Origin of the sequence: Saccharopolyspora sp. ID03-671, from assembly GCF_045278815.1 — a bacterium.
Taxonomy (GTDB): Bacteria; Actinomycetota; Actinomycetes; order Mycobacteriales; family Pseudonocardiaceae; genus Saccharopolyspora; species Saccharopolyspora ipomoeae.
In genome coordinates this window covers 141025-158095 of sequence record NZ_CP134054.1, presented here as the reverse complement: position 1 = coordinate 158095, position 17071 = coordinate 141025, and the positions used below count along the sequence as shown (strand labels likewise).

Annotated in this window: 15 protein-coding genes; 6 read left to right on the top strand and 9 right to left on the bottom strand. The window is 70.7% G+C overall.

Going from position 1 to position 17071, the window contains the following annotated elements; all coding sequences use genetic code 11:
* Position 1 precedes the first annotated feature (1 nt).
* Positions 2–2224, bottom strand: a complete 2223-nt coding sequence (locus REH65_RS00795; protein WP_406690804.1) for a molybdopterin cofactor-binding domain-containing protein — start codon at positions 2222–2224, stop codon at positions 2–4.
* Positions 2225–3132: 908 nt separating this feature from the next.
* Between REH65_RS00795 and REH65_RS00790 the strand changes: the two genes are divergently transcribed.
* A complete protein-coding gene (locus REH65_RS00790) occupies positions 3133–4080 on the top strand; it encodes a polyprenyl synthetase family protein (RefSeq protein ID WP_406690803.1) in 948 nt (315 codons plus the stop codon).
* Between the two features lie 4 nt (positions 4081–4084).
* Here REH65_RS00790 and REH65_RS00785 read toward each other — a convergent pair whose 3' ends face one another.
* The 3 genes from REH65_RS00785 to REH65_RS00775 form a co-directional block, all read right to left on the bottom strand.
* On the bottom strand, positions 4085–4594 hold the full coding sequence (locus REH65_RS00785; RefSeq protein ID WP_406690802.1) for a TetR/AcrR family transcriptional regulator: 510 nt from the start codon (positions 4592–4594) through the stop codon (positions 4085–4087).
* Positions 4564–4719: a hypothetical protein gene (locus REH65_RS00780; protein ID WP_406690801.1), complete on the bottom strand. Its 156-nt coding sequence runs from the start codon at positions 4717–4719 to the stop codon at positions 4564–4566. The genes REH65_RS00785 and REH65_RS00780 overlap by 31 nt, the downstream gene beginning before the upstream one ends.
* Positions 4720–4792: 73 nt before the next feature.
* A complete protein-coding gene (locus REH65_RS00775) occupies positions 4793–5554 on the bottom strand; it encodes a 3-hydroxyacyl-CoA dehydrogenase (protein WP_406690800.1) in 762 nt (253 codons plus the stop codon).
* A 121-nt stretch (positions 5555–5675) separates the two neighbouring features.
* Here REH65_RS00775 and REH65_RS00770 point away from each other — a divergent pair, with 121 nt between their 5' ends.
* Positions 5676–6866, top strand: a complete 1191-nt coding sequence (locus tag REH65_RS00770; protein ID WP_406690799.1) for a thiolase family protein — start codon at positions 5676–5678, stop codon at positions 6864–6866.
* 49 nt (positions 6867–6915) lie between these two features.
* Entirely contained in the window at positions 6916–7704 is a 789-nt protein-coding gene (locus REH65_RS00765; RefSeq protein ID WP_406690798.1) for an enoyl-CoA hydratase, read from the top strand.
* Positions 7705–7927: 223 nt separating this feature from the next.
* Here the strand turns inward: REH65_RS00765 and REH65_RS00760 are convergent, their stop codons facing one another.
* On the bottom strand, positions 7928–8572 hold the full coding sequence (locus tag REH65_RS00760) for a TetR/AcrR family transcriptional regulator (RefSeq protein WP_406690797.1): 645 nt from the start codon (positions 8570–8572) through the stop codon (positions 7928–7930).
* Between the two features lie 103 nt (positions 8573–8675).
* On the opposite strand from REH65_RS00760, the gene REH65_RS00755 reads away from it, so the two are divergent.
* Together REH65_RS00755 and REH65_RS00750 are read left to right on the top strand one after the other, a co-directional pair.
* Positions 8676–9566: an oxygenase MpaB family protein gene (locus tag REH65_RS00755; protein ID WP_406690796.1), complete on the top strand. Its 891-nt coding sequence runs from the start codon at positions 8676–8678 to the stop codon at positions 9564–9566.
* Positions 9567–9831: 265 nt separating this feature from the next.
* A complete protein-coding gene (locus REH65_RS00750) occupies positions 9832–11982 on the top strand; it encodes an acyl-CoA dehydrogenase (protein ID WP_406690795.1) in 2151 nt (716 codons plus the stop codon).
* A 461-nt stretch (positions 11983–12443) separates the two neighbouring features.
* Here REH65_RS00750 and REH65_RS00745 read toward each other — a convergent pair whose 3' ends face one another.
* Genes REH65_RS00745 through add form a run of 3 tightly spaced genes read right to left on the bottom strand, consistent with a single transcriptional unit; the run spans position 12444 to position 15423 of the window.
* On the bottom strand, positions 12444–13586 hold the full coding sequence (locus REH65_RS00745) for a thiolase family protein (RefSeq protein WP_406690794.1): 1143 nt from the start codon (positions 13584–13586) through the stop codon (positions 12444–12446).
* 13 nt (positions 13587–13599) lie between these two features.
* Positions 13600–14364 carry a crotonase/enoyl-CoA hydratase family protein gene (locus REH65_RS00740; protein WP_281454095.1) on the bottom strand — a complete coding sequence of 255 codons (765 nt, stop codon included), beginning with the start codon at positions 14362–14364 and terminating at the stop codon, positions 13600–13602.
* Between the two features lie 39 nt (positions 14365–14403).
* Positions 14404–15423, bottom strand: a complete 1020-nt coding sequence (add, locus tag REH65_RS00735) for an adenosine deaminase (protein WP_406690793.1) — start codon at positions 15421–15423, stop codon at positions 14404–14406.
* Between the two features lie 219 nt (positions 15424–15642).
* On the opposite strand from add, the gene REH65_RS00730 reads away from it, so the two are divergent.
* The gene (locus REH65_RS00730; protein WP_406693295.1) at positions 15643–16020 is read left to right on the top strand and encodes a pyridoxamine 5'-phosphate oxidase family protein; all 378 of its coding nucleotides are present in this window, start codon (positions 15643–15645) and stop codon (positions 16018–16020) included.
* Between the two features lie 78 nt (positions 16021–16098).
* On the opposite strand, the gene REH65_RS00725 is transcribed toward REH65_RS00730, so the two are convergent.
* Entirely contained in the window at positions 16099–16980 is an 882-nt protein-coding gene (locus tag REH65_RS00725; protein ID WP_406690792.1) for a LysR family transcriptional regulator, read from the bottom strand.
* Between the last annotated feature and the right edge of the window lie 91 nt (positions 16981–17071).

Below are 17071 nucleotides of genomic sequence, written 5' to 3'. Positions count from 1 at the left end.
CTTAGCGGTTGTTGATCGGGAACTGGCGCGGGACGGTGCCGGTGGCCCGCCCGTAGGCGTTGGCGACCGCGGCGGCCGAGGCGGGCACGGAGATCTCGCCGACACCACCCGGCTCGCCGGTCGGCGGCATGATGAAGACCTTCGTCTCCAGCGGCGCCTGCGCCTGGCGGGCGACGCGGAAGTCGGCGAAGCTGCCCTCGCGGACCGCCCCGCCGTCGATGTGCAGGCCCGCGTAGAGGACGGTGTTGATGCCGTCCATCAGCCCGCCCTGCATCTGCGCCTCGACGCCGCGCGGGTTGATCGCCCGGCCCGGGTCGATGGCCACGAACGCCTTGGTGACGCGCGGCTCCTCCGGATCCGTCGCGTCGATCTCCACCAGGGTCGCGGTCATCGACTTGTACTCCTGGTGGATGCCGATGCCCTGCGCGTGCCCCTTCGGCATCGACCGGCCCCAGTCCCCTTCCTGGGCCACCTTGCGCAGCACCGCCTTGGTGCGGTCGTCCTTGAGCGCCTCCAGCCGGAAGTCCACCGGGTCCTCGCCCAGGTGCTTCGCGATCTGGTCGACGGTGATCTCCTCGGCGACCCGGTACGCCACCGAGTGCACCCCGCGCATCACGCCGGTGTTGGGCAGGTCCACATCGGTCTCGGTTCCCGACACCGTGGCCAGGCCGAACTCGTAGGGCACCGTCTGGGTCACGCCGATGACGACGTCGGCCACCGCCTCCTTGGCGGGCTTGCCCAGCTCCATCAGCGCGGTGAACACGATGTCGCCGAGACCGTGGGTGAGGTCGGTCCAGGCACCGGAGACGCGGTGGTGGAACGAGCGCACCTTGCCCGCCCGCACCGAGGCCTGCACCCGCTGGTGGGTGGCGGCGCGCATCCGGCCGTGCCGGGTGTCGTCGTTGCGGGTCCAGAACAGCTTGACGACCTTGCCGGTCGCCTTCGACACCTGCGCGGCCTCGATCGGGGCGTCCATGTGGCAGTTGCGGCCGAACGACCCGCCCGCGCGCTTGACGTGCACGGTCACGTCCGCCGTGGTCAGCCCGAGCTCGTTGGCGACGGCCTTCTGCACCTCGATCGGCACGTGGGAGGAGCACCACACCTCGGCCCTGCCGTCCTGCACGTCGGCGACGGCGAAGCCGGTCTCCATCGGAGCGTGGCTGGTGAAGGCGAAGTCGAAGCGCTCGTCGAACTCGCCGCCGTCCGGGCTGACGACGTCGCCGAGGCTGCCGGCCTTCTCCTTGAGCACCTGGGCGATGTCGGCGCCGGACCGCGACGCCGAAGCACCGCTCTCCCAGGTGACCTCGACCTTCTTCGCGGCCTCCATCGCCTGCCAGGTGTTCTCCGCGCACACCGCGATTCCGGTGGGGATCTGGGTGATCGCCACGACGCCGGGCATCCTCCGGGCCGCCGAGTCGTCGAAGGAGGCGACGGTGCCGCCGATCGTCGGTGGCCGCACTACCACCGCCACCACCGAGCCCGGGATCTTGGTGTCGGAGATGTAGGAGGCCTTGCCCGTGACGATGTCGCGCGAGTCCAAGCGGTTCAGCGGTTTGCCGACGATGTGGTAGCGCTCCGGCGGCTTCGGTTTCGCCGGCACCGCGGGGATCGCGACCTTCGCGGCGTCCTTGGACAGCTCGCCGAAGGTGAGCTTGCGCCCGTCCGGCGCGTACACGCACGTGTCCTTCGTGGACAGTCGGTTCGCCGGGATGTTCCACCGCTTCGACGCGGCGGTGACCAGCCGGGTGCGACCCGCCGCGGCCATCGACGCCAGCGGTTTGCGCAGCACGCGCACCGACGTCGAGAAGGCGGTGACCTGCGAGTACGACAGCTCCGGGCGTGCGTCGGAGTGCGTGATGGCGATGTCGTCCGGCTTGGCGTCGAACTCCTCGGCCAGGATCATCGCGACCGTGGTGTTGATGCCCTGGCCCACCTCGGTCTTGGGCAGCTCGAACCAGATCTCGTTGTTCTCGCTGATGCCCAGGCGCAGTTCCCCGAAGGTGGGGGTGGCCAGCAGGTTGATCGCGTCACCCATGTCGAAGAGGTCCGCGATCGGCGGGACCGGCAGCTGGCCGGGCGCAGCGGTGGCCGCGGCGGCCTCGCCCTCGGCCAGCACCTTGCCGACGACCGTCAGCGTCGGGGCCGCCGCCAGGTAGGTGAGGAAGCGCCGTCGGCGCAGGCCCGGCTTCTCCTCGTTGTCCGCCGCGGTGGCAGGGCTTTCCATCCCATGACTCCTCTCGAATCGGCACACCTCACCTGCGGCGGAAACCCCTGCACGCGGGCAGCATCGATCCACCCGGCCATGCGATGTCGTTCTCGGAGCGCGACGGACCGCGCGAACATCCGCACGCCGTTTCACAGCACGCGCGTGCCGAGGACATTCGCGGATGCGCTCCGCGTGGAGGAGTTACTTCGCCGTAGAGCTGAGGCCCTGTGCCAACTTCTTTCCGTGAAACCCGAAACTTCCCAGGCGCGAGGGAGTTTTCGCGAACTCCACCCGGCCTGTTGCTGCGCGGACCATACCGGTGTGAATTCCGGGCCATGAATCGCCCGGCCGACGGGAGCGGATTAGTCCGAACAGTGGCAGATCGATGCCACCCGAGCGCGGACGGATCGCAAAAGCGCTGATCGGGAACGATGCGGAACGAATGTGTCTGCAAATTCACCGAGAACCCGCGTCTACGAACCCGGCAGATCGAATGACATTGCGTCTTCACGGAGATTCGAACGAGTCCTGTTCGTGATGAACTGACGCGGTTAGTTTTCACCGTCAATAACTGGTATATGCCATTGCCAATCCTGCGACCTGCACCTACCGCCCGATCAGCGAGTCAGACTTTTATTTCAGCACGGCGCGATTCCGAAACTCGGACGTACCAAACAGCGCCTCTCGCTGAAAATCCCAAAATGCGCCATAACCAGCCCGTGCGAACGTAAGCGTTTGCTTGCTTTCGTGCGGGACAAATCGCACGTGCTCTCAATGTCGCAACCGCCATCGGTGTCCGGCGTAAAAATGCGCCGAATGAGTGGCCACCTGTTTCGGTGGTCGTGACGCCGCTGCCAAGATCATCTCGTGATGGCGACATCGGTAGTGGATCGTTGCAGTGGTCCCGCGACCTCTTCGAACCCGCGATGAGACAAGCGATTTCAGAACTCCCGCACGAGACCCGGCACGTGTGCGGGTACCACCTCGGCTACTGGGACGAGAACGGCGACGCCACCGGCGAGGCCGCCGGCAAAGCCGTGCGCCCGGCGTTGGTGCTGCTGTCAGCGGAGGTCGTCGGCGGCGCGGGCCCGGTGGCCGCGCCCGCGGCCGTCGCGGTCGAGCTGGTGCACAACTTCTCGCTGCTGCACGACGACGTCCTGGACCGCGACGCCGCACGGCGCGGACGGCCCACGGCCTGGGCCGCCTTCGGCGCCGGACCGGCGATCATGGCCGGGGACGCCCTGCTCTCACTGGCCTACCGGGTGATCGCGGGCTGCGGCGCCGAAGCGGTGCGGGTGCTGCACGAGGCCACCACCGCCCTCATCGAGGGCGAGACCGCCGACCTGGCCTTCGAGGACGCCACCGACATCTCCGTGGCGGAGGTCGAGACGATGGCGAGCGGCAAGACCGGCGCGCTCATCGGCGCCGCCTGCGAGCTCGGCGCCCTGCTCGGCGGAGCCACCACCGACCACCGCCGGGAGCTGCGCTCCTTCGGCGAGAAGCTGGGCCTGGCCTTCCAGCACGTCGACGACCTGCTGGGCATCTGGGGCGATCCGGAGGTCACCCGCAAGCCCGTGCACGCGGACCTGCGCGCCCGCAAGAAGAGCCTGCCGGTCGTGGCGGCGCTGCACTCCGGCACCGACGCCGGACGCGAGCTCGCCGAGGTCTACGCCTCCGAGGAGGACCTCCCCGCCGCCGAGATCGAGCGCCTGGCACTGCTGGTCGACAAGGCGGGCGGACGGGACTGGAGCCGGTCGGAGGCAGAGAGGCTGATGGCGGAGTCCCTCTCAGCCCTGCGCCGAACGGAGTTCCGCCCCGGCGCGGCAAACCGGCTCGAAGACCTGGCCGCGATGGTGGTCCACCGCGAGTTCTAGCCGATCAGCGCTGCAGCCGCGGGTGCGCGCCGACCGTCATCAGGGCGATGTCGACGTAGCGCTCGGCGAGTTCCTCGGGGCTCAGCGGCCCGTCCGGGTGGTACCAGCGGCCGACCGCCTGGCACATGCCCAGCAGCGCGCGGGAGGTCTCCACCGGGTCGGCGAGGGTGAAAACGCCCTTGTCGACGCCGCTTTCGATGACCGCGGTGAGGACGTTCTCGACGTCCTTGCGGCGGGCGCCGTAGCGGCGGCGGTTGCTCGGCGACAGGTAGCGCATCTCGCTGTCGAGCGCGGCCAGCCGGAAGCGGTAGGCCATGTGCAGCACGATCGCCTCGATGACGCTGACGAACTGCTCGCGGGGCGAGTCCGGGTGCTCGTCGGCGGCGCTGCGCACCCGCCAGGCCACCTCGCCGGTGCCGAGTTCGAGGAGGGCGACCAGCAGCCCCTCCTTGTTCTCGTGGTGGTAGTACAGCGCGGGCACGGTCATGCCGACCCGGCGCGCGATCTGACGCACCGTGCGCCGTGAAAACCGCTCTCGCGGAACTCGTCCAACGCCGCGTCGAGGATGGGCGTCAGGTCGAGCGGCCCGAACTCCCGCCACCCGGACTCGGTGCCCGGCTCCGCGCTCGCTTGCGCCATGACCTCTCTCCTTCTCCCCCGCTGCACGGGCACCTTACCGGCCGGCGGAAACCGCCGGCCGGTTCGGGCGGTGTCACCGGGGCGCCATCCGGATCGCGCCGTCGAGCCGGATCGTCTCGCCGTTGAGCATCGGGTTCTCCACGATGTGGCGGACCAGCGAGCCGTACTCGGTGGGGTCGCCGAGCCGCGACGGGTGCGGCACCTGCGCGCCCAGCGATGCGATGGCCTCCTCCGGCAGCGTCGAGAACAGCGGCGTGTGGAACAGGCCCGGGGCGATGGTCGACACCCGGATCTTCAGGTTCGCCAGGTCGCGGGCGATCGGCAACGTCATGCCGACGATGCCGCCCTTGGACGCCGAGTAGGCGGCCTGCCCGATCTGCCCGTCGAAGGCCGCCACCGAGGCGGTGTTGACGATGACGCCGCGCTCCTCACCCACCGGTTCGGTCGTCGACATCCGCTCGGCGGCCAGCCGCAGCACGTTGAACGTGCCGATGAGGTTGACGTTGATGACCTTGGTGAAGTCGGCCAGCGGGAAGGCGCCCTGCTTGCCGACCGTCTTGGCGGCGTTGCCGATCCCGGCGCAGTTGACCGCGATCCGCAGGTCACCCAGCCCTGCGGCGGCGTCGAGCGCCGCGGTGACCTGCTCCTCGTTCGTGACGTCCGCCGCGGCGAACACGACACCGTCGCCGAGCTCCTTGGCCACCGCCTCGCCCTGCGAGGACGGCAGGTCCACGATGACGATCTTGGCGCCCTGGCCGTGCAGCTCCTTGACCGTCGCCAGGCCCAGCCCGGACGCGCCACCGGTCACCAGCGCGACAGCACCCTTGATGTCCACTTCGACTCCTCACGTCTCGACCACGTTCCCCGCAGCATACTGAGCGAACGCTAAGTAACCAAGTCCTTGACAGCCCGAGCTCACCTAGCGATCGTTAAGTAGCCATCGAAGGAGGAGCGCCATGGACGCCTTCATCGTCGACGCGATCAGAACCCCGTCGGGCAAGGGAAAGCCTGGAGGCCAGCTCTCCGGCATCCACCCCGCCGAACTGCTCACCCGCACGCTGCGCGGACTCGTCGAGCGCACCGGCATCGACCCGGGCGAGATCGACGACGTCATCGGCGGCTGCGTCGGCCAGGCCGGTGAGCAGGCCCTCAACATCACCCGCAACGCCGTGCTCGGCGCCGGGTTCCCGGAATCCGTGCCCGCCACGACCATCGACCGGCAGTGCGGGTCGAGCCAGCAGGCCGCGCACTTCGCCGCCCAGGGCGTGCTGTCGGGCACCTACGACGTCGTCATCGCCTGCGGCGTGGAGTCGATGAGCCGGGTGCCGATGGGCACCACCCCGATGGGCACCAACCCCGGCGGGCCCTCGGTCGCCGCGCGCTACCCGGAAGGTCTTGTCAACCAGGGGGTTTCGGCGGAGCTCATCGCCGCGCGGTGGAAGTTCGGCCGCGACGAGCTCGACGAGTTCTCCGCCCGCTCGCACGCCCGCGCCGCGCTGGCCGCCTCCGGTGGCGCGTTCGACGACGAGATCCTGCCGATCACCGTCACCGGTGAGGACGGCGCCGAGCGCAGCGCGGGCGCCGACGAGACCGTGCGGGTGTCGACCACCGCCGAGGGCCTCGCCGGGCTGAAGCCGTCGTTCGCCAACGACGCCCTGTCCCAGCGGTTCCCGGAGATCGACTGGCGGATCACGCCCGGCAACTCCTCACCGCTGACCGACGGCGCCTCGGCGGTGCTCATCATGAGCGAGGCCAAGGCGAAGGCCCTCGGGTTGCGGCCGAAGGCGCGGTTCCACAGCTTCGCCGTCACCGGCAGCGACCCGCTGCTCATGCTCACCGGCGTCGTCCCGGCCACCCGCAAGCTCATCGAGCGCTCCGGGGTCTCGATCGACGACATCGACGCCTACGAGGTCAACGAGGCGTTCGCGCCGGTGCCGCTGCTGTGGCAGCGCGAGTTCGACGCCGACCCGGCGCGGCTCAACCCGCGCGGCGGCGCGATCGCGCTGGGCCACCCGCTCGGCGCTTCCGGCACCCGGATCCTGACCACGCTGGTCAACCACCTCCAGGCCACGGGTGGCCGCTACGGGCTGCAGACCATGTGCGAGGGCGGCGGGATGGCCAACGCGACCCTCATCGAACGTCTCTGATCCGAAGGCCCGGCCCTGAGAAAGGCCCAGCCCCACCGAAAGGCGAAGAGTGTCCACGAGTGCAACGCCGCGCGAGTTCTCAGTCGAGCGCGACGGAGGTGTGCTGCGCATCAGCTGGGACCGGCCGGAAGCGCTCAACGCGCTGACCGGGGAGATGGTGCTCGGCACCGCGGCGGCGATCGAGGCCGCGGCCGACGACCCGGCGGTGCGGGTGGTCGTCATCGCCGGTCGCGGCCCGGCCTTCAGCGCCGGGGCGGACCTGGAGGAGGTCAACCCCGACCAGCCGATCGGGGAGGCGACGCTGGACGCGGCCAACCGGCTGATCCGCGCGATCCGCGCGGTGCCCAAGCCGGTGGTGGCCGCCGTGCACGGTCCGGCGGCCGGCTTCGGCGCCTCGATCGCGCTGTCGGCCGACATCACCCTGGCCGCGTCCTCGGCGTACTTCCTGCTGGCCTTCGCCCACGTCGGCCTCATGCCCGACGGCGGGTCGACGGCCCTCGTCCCCGCCTCGATCGGGCGGGCGCGCGCCACCCGGATGGCGATGCTCGGTGAACGCGTCGACGCCGCAACGGCTTTCGACTGGGGACTGATCACCAAGGCGACCAGCGACGAGGACTTCCCGGCCGAGCTCGCCAACCTGACGGCCAAGCTCGAAGCCGGACCCACCGCCGCCTACGCCAGGATCAAGCAGGCCCTGGACACCACGGCGCTGTCCGCGCTGGAACCGGCGCTGGAGGTCGAGAAGGACGGCCAGCTCGCCCTGTTCGAGTCCCACGACTTCACCGAGGGAACCCGGGCGTTCCGGGAGAAGCGCAAACCCCGTTTCGTCGGCGCCTGAACCAGATCCGGCCGGCGGGGAGAACCTCAAGCCGACGTCGAGTCGGAGCCTCCACTCCTGCTACGCCGATCACGTCTCCCCCGCTGATCGCGAGATCACTCCGGACCCGTGATCGGATTCACGCCCGTGATCGGCTTCAGGCGATGTGGACCTGGATCTCGCCGGAGTCGTTGAGCCAGAGCACGCGCTGCTGCGCGGCATCGAGCGCGAACCGGCCTGAGGTTCACCGCGGCGCTTCGCGGTCGAGCGCGGCGGCGAGGTCGGTGTTGGTGAGCAGCAGGGCGACCAGGAAGTCGGCCAGGTGGTCGCGCGTGACGGGGAGGTCGTCGCGAATCCACATCGTGAACAGCTCGAACGCCCCTCCGACGAGCGTGAGCCCGAGGAGTTCGGCGTCGGGTTCGGGAGGCGCCTTCTCGCCGAGGAGTTCGCGGGTCTGATCGGCGGCGATGGTGGCGAGCATCCGGATCGTCGCCGCGCGCCGGTCCCGCAGCGCCTCCGTCGCCTGCGATTCCACCAGGAGCCTGCCGCGGCGCGGATCTCCTTCCAGGAACGCCATGCCGGCCTCGACGACCGCGCGCACCCGCAGCCGGAGGTCCTGCGGAGTGCCGTCGAGCGCGTCCACCACGACCTGGGTGCACTGGGCGGTGACGTCGTCGAGGACGGCCAGCAGGAGTTCGTCGCGGTCGCGGAAGCTCTCGTGGAAGTAGCGGTCGTTGAGCCTGGCCTTGGCGCACACGCTGCGCACCGTGACGCGTTCCCAGCCTTCGGCGGTGAGCAGGTCGAGAGCGGCGTCGAGCAGCGCGGCGCGGCGCTGAGCCCGGCGCTGCTCCGGGGACTCGCCGCGGTAGTAGCGGGGCGTGGTCGTCACGCCGCGATCCTCTCACCATTGACCTCGGACGCAATCTGATGGACAGTCGCACCAGATTTTGTGGTGACGCCATCCACCAGAATCACCTCCGAGGAGCAGCGCCATGAGCCAGACGGTCGACACGATCCCGCGACGCCGCCCCTTCGGCCCCGGTTCCTACCTGTGGGAGCACGCGGGGCTGATCACGTTCTCGCTGACCACCGGCGCGGGTTTCGCGCTGCAGCTGATGCACCCGTCGGTCGGGGCGGTGGTCGACGAGCACTCGGTGTTCCGCACCGACGCGGTGGGCCGGGCTTCGCGCAGCATCGCCTCGGTGCAGACCTGGGTCTACGGCGGCGAGGAGGCCCTGGCCGAGGGCGATCGGCTGCGCGCCATGCACGCCCCGCTGAAGTCCACCGACGCCGACGGCGTCACCCACCACGCGCTGGCCTCGGGCCCGTGGGCGTGGATCATCCTGACCTCGCCGTACGCCTTCACCACCGGCGCCCGCTACTTCTCCCGCCGACCGCTCTCCGCGGCCGAGCGCGAGTCGGTCTACGCCGAGATCAAGCAGCTGATGCGCAACCTGCACGTGGTGGAGAAGGAGATCCCGCCGACCTACGACGACTACCTCGCCCGCTTCGACGAGATCCTCGACCACACCCTCGTCGCGCACCCGGCGGTCCACGACTTCCTCGCCACCTCCCGCACGATCCCGCCACCCCCGAAGCTCCCCCGCCCGCTCCGCCCCCTCTGGCGAGCGGCGGCGTTCCTGCCGGGCAAGCTCCAGCACTTCGTCACCGTCGGCACCCTCCCGGAAACCGCCCGAGCCAAGCTCGGCCTCACCTGGACCGACTCCGACGAGCGAAAACTCCGCCGCCTCGGCCGAGTCATCGCCACGATCGTCCCACTGCTCCCCGAACGCCTCCGCTACTTCCCCATCGCCCGCGAAGCCCGAAAAGCCCACCGCGCCAACCAAGCCCTCACCCGCACCCTCGCCACCCGACCGCTCTAACCCCACCTCCAGCCACCTCCAGCCCTTACCCGTTGCCACCGCGCGTCACCAGGGGACGGTTTTTCCTCGAATCACCCATGATCAATGTCCGTTATGCCCGGTCAATTCGAGGAAAAACCGTCCCCTGCCCCGCACCTCCCACCGAGCCGGACAGCAGGAGGCACGTTGCACCGAGCGCGGGGTCCGGTGTTGTGCGGGGGCGAACTGGTGGTACGGGATTCGTTCGCGGGTATCTTCTGGTGGTTCGGGAACTTAGGCTCCGGGTATGTCGATCGCGATCAATGAAGATCACCGGCTCTTGAGCGAAACCGTGTCCGATCTGCTGGTGCGGCGTGAGGCGCGGGGCGCCGGTCGTGCGCTGCTGGAGGCCGAGACCGAGGAGCTGCCCGCGTTCTGGCGGGAGTCAGCCGAGCTGGGCTGGTTGGGGCTGCACCTGCCCGAGGAGTTCGGCGGCGCCGGGTTCGGGCTGGAGGAAACCGCGGTGGTCGCCGAGCAGATGGGGCGAGCGGTGGCCCCCGGTCCGTTCGCGCCGACGGTCATCGCGTCCGCGGTGATCGAGCGGGCCGGCGACGACGCGGCGAAGCGCTTCCTGCCCGGGTTGGCCGACGGTTCGATCCCGGCCGGGGTCGCGCTGAACGCCGAGGTCGAGGTCTCCGGCGGGACCGCGTCCGGCTCGGCGCCCGCGGTGCTGGGTGGCGGCCTGGCGCGGCTGCTGGTGCTGCCCGCCGGTGAGGACGTCGTGGTCGTCGAGGTCGGCGACGGGGTCGGCGTCGAGGTGCCCGCGAACCTGGATCCGTCGCGCCGCTCCGCGCGCGTGTCGCTGTCCTCGGCACCCGCCGTCGTGCTGACCGGGGCGCGCCGGGCGCTGGTCGACCTGGCGCGCGTGGTCCTGTCGGCCGAGGCGGCCGGTGTCGCACGAGAGTGCACCGAGATCGCCGCCGCCTACGCCAAGGAACGCGAGCAGTTCGGCCGGGTGATCGGCACGTACCAGGCCGTCAAGCACCACTGCGCCAACATGGCCGTCGCCACCGAACTCGCCACCAGCGCAGCCTGGGACGCCGCGCGCGCCGCGCAGACCGGTGGTGACCAGCTGTCGTTCGCCGCAGCGGCCGCCGCCGCGCTCGCCGCACCGGCGGCGGACCTGTGCGCCAACCTCAACACGCAGGTGCACGGCGGCATCGCCATCACCTGGGAGCACGACGCCCACCTGTACATGCGGCGGGCCACGGCGCTGCTGGCGCTGCTGCCCGCCGACGACGCCGCCACCGAGGTCACCGACCTCACGCGCCGCGGCGTCACCCGGGCTCGCACCGTCGAGCTGCCGCCCGAGGCCGAGGACCTCCGCACCCGGATCCGCGCCGTCGCCGACGAGATCGCCGCGCTGCCCGAGGACCAGCAGAAGGAACGGCTCATCGAGACCGGCTACGTCATGCCGCACTGGCCCGAGCCCTACGGCCGGGCGGCCGGTGCCGTCGAACAGCTCGTGGTGGAGCAGGAATTCGCCGCGGCCGGGGTGAAGCGCCCCGCCTACGGCATCACGGGCTGGGTGATCCTCACCCTCGTCCAGCACGGCACCGAGCAGCAGGTGGCGCGCTGGGTCGGGCCCGCGCTGCGCCAGGACGTCATCTGGTGCCAGCTGTTCAGCGAACCCGCCGCCGGTTCCGACGCGGCCGGCATCCGCGCCCGCGCCACCCGCGTCGAGGGCGGTTGGCGGATCAACGGGCAGAAGGTGTGGACCAGCGGCGCGCACAAGGCGGGCATGGGGTTCGCGACCGTGCGCACCGATCCGGACGTGCCCAAGCACCAGGGCATCACGATGATGGTCATCGACATGCACGCCGAGGGCGTCGAGGTGCGGCCGATCAAGATGCCCTCGGGCGCCTCGGAGTTCAACGAGGTGTTCTTCGAGGACGTGTTCGTGCCGGACGAGGACGTCGTGGGCCCGATCGACGGCGGGTGGGCGGTCGCGCGCGCCACGCTCGGCAACGAGAGCGTCAGCATCGGCGGCGGTCAGGGCACCATGTCCACCCCGGCCTCGGCGATGGTCCCGCACCTCGACGCGCACCCGGAGCGGCTCACCGGCGGCGCGGTGCGCATCGGCCGCTACGCGGCCGAGCACCACGCGATGGAGATGCTCAACATGCGCTCCGCCCACCGCGCCGTCGCCGGCGGCGAACCGGGCCCGGAAGGGGCGATCACCAAGCTCGTCCTCTCCGAACTCGGCCACGACGCAGCGGCGATCATGGGAGCCCTGAGCGGCCCGGACTCGGTCTACCTGGACGGACCCGGCGCCTTCAGCGGCGCCCTCGCCCTCCTCCACCGCGGGCTGTCCATCGCAGGCGGCACCAGCGAGATCAAGCGGAACCAGATCGGAGAGCGAATCCTCGGCCTCCCCCGAGATCCGCTGATCAAGTGACCCTCCCGGGGTGCAGCTCTCCGCGGAAACCTCCACCCCGGACGTCACCCCGTGAGTGGGGAGGTTTTCATGAAAACCTCCCCACCACCCGTCACATCACGACCTGGAGGAGAACGAAGTTTTCATGAAAACTTCCCCCTTCCCCACATCTCCGAGTCCTCAATCGTGGGGACAGTTCTCATGAAAACCTCACCGTTACCCCAGGTCACGTGGTGATGATGGGACGGTTTTCATGAAAACTTCGAGATCGACCCCACCACCGAGTCGTTTCTGTGGGTGGGGGAAGTTTTCATGAAAACTGTCCCCACCCACAGACCTCAGGTGAGCGATTGAGCGCTTCGGGAGGTCGTCGTGGGGTGGCGGGTTGGGGTCGGGTGCTGATGGAGGAGCTGCCCCGCTCCCGGAGTTTCTCGTCCGGATCGATGCTCTGGCCCTCACGGCCGCAGAGCACCCGGGACGAGTCAGAGGCTTTCGATGATCGTGGCGTTGGCCGTGCCGCCTCCTTCGCACATGGTCTGCAGGCCGTAGCGCAGGCCCTTCTCGCGCATCCGGGCGAGCAGGCGGGTCATGAGGATCGCGCCCGAACCGCCCAGCGGGTGGCCGACGGCGATGGCGCCGCCGAGCGGGTTGAGCCGCTCCGGATCGGCTCCGAGGTCGTCCAGCCAGGCCAGCGGGACCGGGGCGAACGCCTCGTTGACCTCGTAGGTTCCGATGTCCTCGATGGACAGTCCGGAGCGCTGCAGCACCTTGCGGGTGGCCGGGATCGGGCCGGTGAGCATCGTGATCGGGTCGGCGCCGCTGACCGCACCGCTGTGGTAGCGGGCGATCGGCGTCAGTCCGAGCTCGCGGGCGCGCTCTGCGGTGGTGATCAGCAGCGCGGCGGCGCCGTCGGAGATCTGCGAGGAGTTGCCGGCGTGGATGACGCCGTCCTCCTTGAACGCGGTCTTGAGCCCGCCCAGCTTCTCGGCGGTGGTGCCGCGCCGCAGCCCCTCGTCGGCGGTGAACTTCGTGCCCTCGACGTCGATCGGGATGATGTGGTCGTCGAACAGCCCCCGGTCGATCGCCTCGGCGGCCCGGGCGTGCGAGGCCGCCGAGTACTCGTCGAGCCGCTGCCGCGACAGGCCCCAGCGCTCGGCGATGAGTTCAGCACCGATGCCCTGGTTGAAGGCGAACCCGTCGTAGCGGTCGGTCACGGCCGGGCCGTAGGGCTGACCGGTCTGGCGGGCCGACCCGAGGGGAACGCGGCTCATCGACTCCACGCCGCCCGCGACCACGACGTCGTACTGCCCGGCCATGACGGCGTGCGCGGCCGAGTCGACGGCCTGCTGGCTGGAGCCGCAGGCCCGGTTGATCGTCTGGCCCGGCACGTGCTCGGGCCACCCGGCGGCCAGGGCGGCGAACCGCCCGATGTTGCTGGACTGGTCCCCTACCTGCGACACGCAACCCCACACCACGTCGTCCACGGTGGAGGGATCGACTCCGGTGCGCTCCACCAGCGCGGTCAGCACGCGCGCCGAGAGGTCCTGCGGATGGACCCCGGACAGCGTCCCGTTGCGCTTGCCGATGGGCGTGCGGACGGCGTCGACGATGACGGCATCCCTCATGGCCGGACTCCTCTCACTCACCGCGCCAGACGGGCTTGCGCTTCTCCGCGAAGGCGATCGCGCCTTCCTGGGCGTCGGCGGAGGTGAACACCGGAGCGGCGATCTCCGACTGCCGCGCGAAGGCCTCCTCGTCGGTCCAGGTCACGGCACCGGCGACGATCTGCTTGGTGGCGCGCACCGCCAGCGGCCCGTTGGCGGCGATGCGGGCCGCCAGCGCCCGCGCCTCGGCGAGCGCGTCGCCCGGCTCGGTGAGCTTGTTGACCAGGCCGTGCTGGTGGGCGACCTCGGCGGTGATCGGGTCGCCGGTCAGCGCGATCTCCATCGCCAGCTGGTACGGCAGGGTCTTGGGCAACCGAAGCAGGCCGCCGGCCGCGGCGACGAGGCTGCGCTTGACCTCGGGCAGCCCGAACTTCGACTCCCGCGAGGCGACGATGAGGTCGGCGGACAGCGCCAGTTCGCAGCCGCCCGCCAGCGCCCAGCCCTCGACGGCGGCGATCAGCGGCTTCGTCGGGGGCTTCTCGGTGAGCCCGCCGAACCCGCGGCCGGGCAGCGAGGGCCGCTCACCTCGGGTGAAGGCCTTGAGGTCCATGCCCGCGCAGAAGGTGCCCCCGGCGCCGGTGAGCACGGCCGCGGTCAGGTCGCCGCGGGATTCGAACTCGTCGATCGCGGCCGCGATGCCCTCGGCGACCGAGCGGTCGACGGCGTTGCGGGCCTCGGGGCGGTTGATGGTGATCTGCGCGATCCCATCCGCGAACTCGGTCAGAACACTGTCACTCATCGGCGATCTCCTGTGATCGGCTCGGCGGCTCCGCTCAGCTTAACGGTCGCTAGCTTGGGAATCGACTGCCAGCGCGGCATCGATCTCGGCGAGCAGCCGCGTCTTGAGCTCCGGTTCGGCGAAGCTCGCTTCCACGGCGTTGCGCGCCAGGCCCGCGAGCGCGGCGTCGTCGAGCCCCATGCGGCGCGCTGCGTGGTACTCGCCGGTCAGGTCGGTGCCGAACATCGGCGGGTCGTCGGAGTTGAGGGTGACCAGCAGCCCGGCGTCGAGCATCCGGGGCAGCGGGTGCTCGTCGAGCCCGGCCACCACCCGCGTGCACAGGTTCGAGGTGGGCGAGACGTCCAGCGGGATCCGGTGTTCGCGCAGGTGAGCGACCAGTTCGGGGTCGCGGACGCTGGCGATGCCGTGGCCGATGCGGTCGGCGCCGAGGTCGCGCAGCGCCGTCCACACGCTGTCCGGGCCACCGGTCTCCCCGGCGTGCGGGAAGCTGCGCAGCCCGGCGTCGCGGACCCGGGCGAAGATCCGGGCGAACGGCGCCCGGTCGACCTCGATGCCGCCGACGCTGAACCCGAGCACGCTGCCCGGACCGTGGCGCAGCGCCGCCTCCAGGGTCTCGGCCCCGGCCTCGACGCCGAAGTCACCGGAGAAGTCCGGGATCCAGCGGACCGCGATGTCGTGCTCCGCCTCGACCTGCAGCCGCCCGCGCTCCAGACCCGCGAAGACCAGCTCAGCGGGGATGCCGCGCTTGAGGTGGTTGGACAGGCTGAAGTTCATCTCCGCGTACCGGACGTTCTGCGCGGCCAGGGAGCGGAGGGTCTCGGCGGCCAGCAGCGCGAAGTCGTCCTCGTCGCACAGCACCCGCACGGCGTTGCGGTAGACGTCGATGAAGTGCGCGAAGTCGCGGAAGCCGTACCAGGCGCGCACTTCCTCCAGGGTGCCGGGCAGGTCGGCGATGCCGTGCTTGCGGGCGAGCGCCAGCAGGGTCGCCGGCTGCATCGAGCCCTCCAGGTGCACGTGGAGCTCGACCTTGGGCAGGGAGTCGATGAAGGTGCTGCGCATACCTCGATCCTGCTGCCTCGATCACCTCCTGTCGAACCCGTGACAACCCGCGACCCCGGCCTCTACGGTCGGGATCGCTCGACGACGAGAAGGGACATCGATGGCCAAGCAGCGCACGCAGGTTCAGATGACGCCGGAGGAGATCGAGGCGTTCATGGCCACCCGTCGCACGGCGCGCTGTCCACGCTGGGCCCGTCCGGGCACCCGCACGCGGTGGCGATGTGGTTCGCGCTGCTCGACGGCGTCGTCTGGTTCGAGACCAAGGCGAAGGCGCAGAAGGCCGTCAACATCGGGCGGGACCCGCGCGTGACGGTGCTGATCGAGGACGGGCTCACCTACGAGACGCTGCGCGGCGTGTCCCTGGAGGGGCGTGCCGAGATCGTCGACGACCCGGACGCGCTGTGGGCGGTCGGCGTCAACATCTGGGAGCGCTACCACGGCCCCTACACCGACGAGGTCAAGCCGCTGGTGGAGCACATGCTGCACAAGCGGGTCGCCGTCCGGGTCGACGTCGATCGCACGCGCTCGTGGGACCACCGCAAGCTCGGGCTCGACCCCACTCCCCTGGGCGGCACCACGGCGCCGTTCTACTCGTGATGTCCTCAGTGGACCGTTCCAGCGGTCATCGCTGAGAACTACTTCGCCGCAACGGACCCCGGCTTCTGCCGAGCGGGCTCACGACTGCGGGTAGCGCGCGTGGCAGAAGGTCCTGAGCCGATCCGCCACGTCGCTCAGCGCGACGGCCGCGTGGTGCGCGGGGTTCCAGACCGCGTGCAGGGTGATCGAGAGGTCGTCGTGCCCGGGCCTGGCGATGCGCAGGGGATGCAGGTCGAAGCGCGGGTCGTCGGAGACGACGGCGACGCCTCGGCCCGCGGCGGTGAGCGCTTGGGCGACCTGGGCGTTGCCGCACTCGACGAGCTCCGCCGGGGCCAGCCGCCGGTCGGCCAGCGCCTGGTCGAGGAGCCGGCGGGGGCGGAACGTGGGGTCGAGGACGACGAGGGGCTGCTCGGCCAGTTCGTCGAGGGAGACCGAATCCCGCGCGGCCCAGGGGTGTTCGGGCGGGACGTAGGCCCACAGCGGCAGGACCGCGAGCGTCCGCGAGCTCCACGAGTCAGGCGGTCGCTGGGTGATCACGGCCAGGTCGGCGCCGCGTTCGAGCCGGTCCAGGGCCGCCTGCCCGCCCGCTTCCTGCACGGTCGGCATCGGGTCGTCCGGGCCGAAGGTGGCCAGGAACGGGGCGACGACGTCGGTGAGCGTCGTCGGGCTGGCGGCGATCGCCAGGTTCACCAGCCGCCCCGCGGCCAGCGACTCGGCCGCCGCCCTGGCGGCATCGGCGCGTTGCAGCACGTCGCGGACGACGGGCAGGAACTCGCGGCCGGCCGCGCTGAGCTCCAGCCGCCCGTCGCGGCGGTCGAACAGCGTCAGCCGCAGCTCGCGCTCCCACGCCCGCAGCTGCCGGGACAGCGCGGGCTGGGTCACGTGCACCCGCCGGGCGGCCTCGCTCACGCTCCCGGCCTCGGCGACGGCCACGAAGTACCTCATGATGCGCAGTTCCACACCTGCGAGTATGCCTCGCAGTACTGGATCCTGTGCGAAATCGGCATTCGACTGCATGGCCGCGCGTGACGAGGATGGGCGGCGGCCTGCT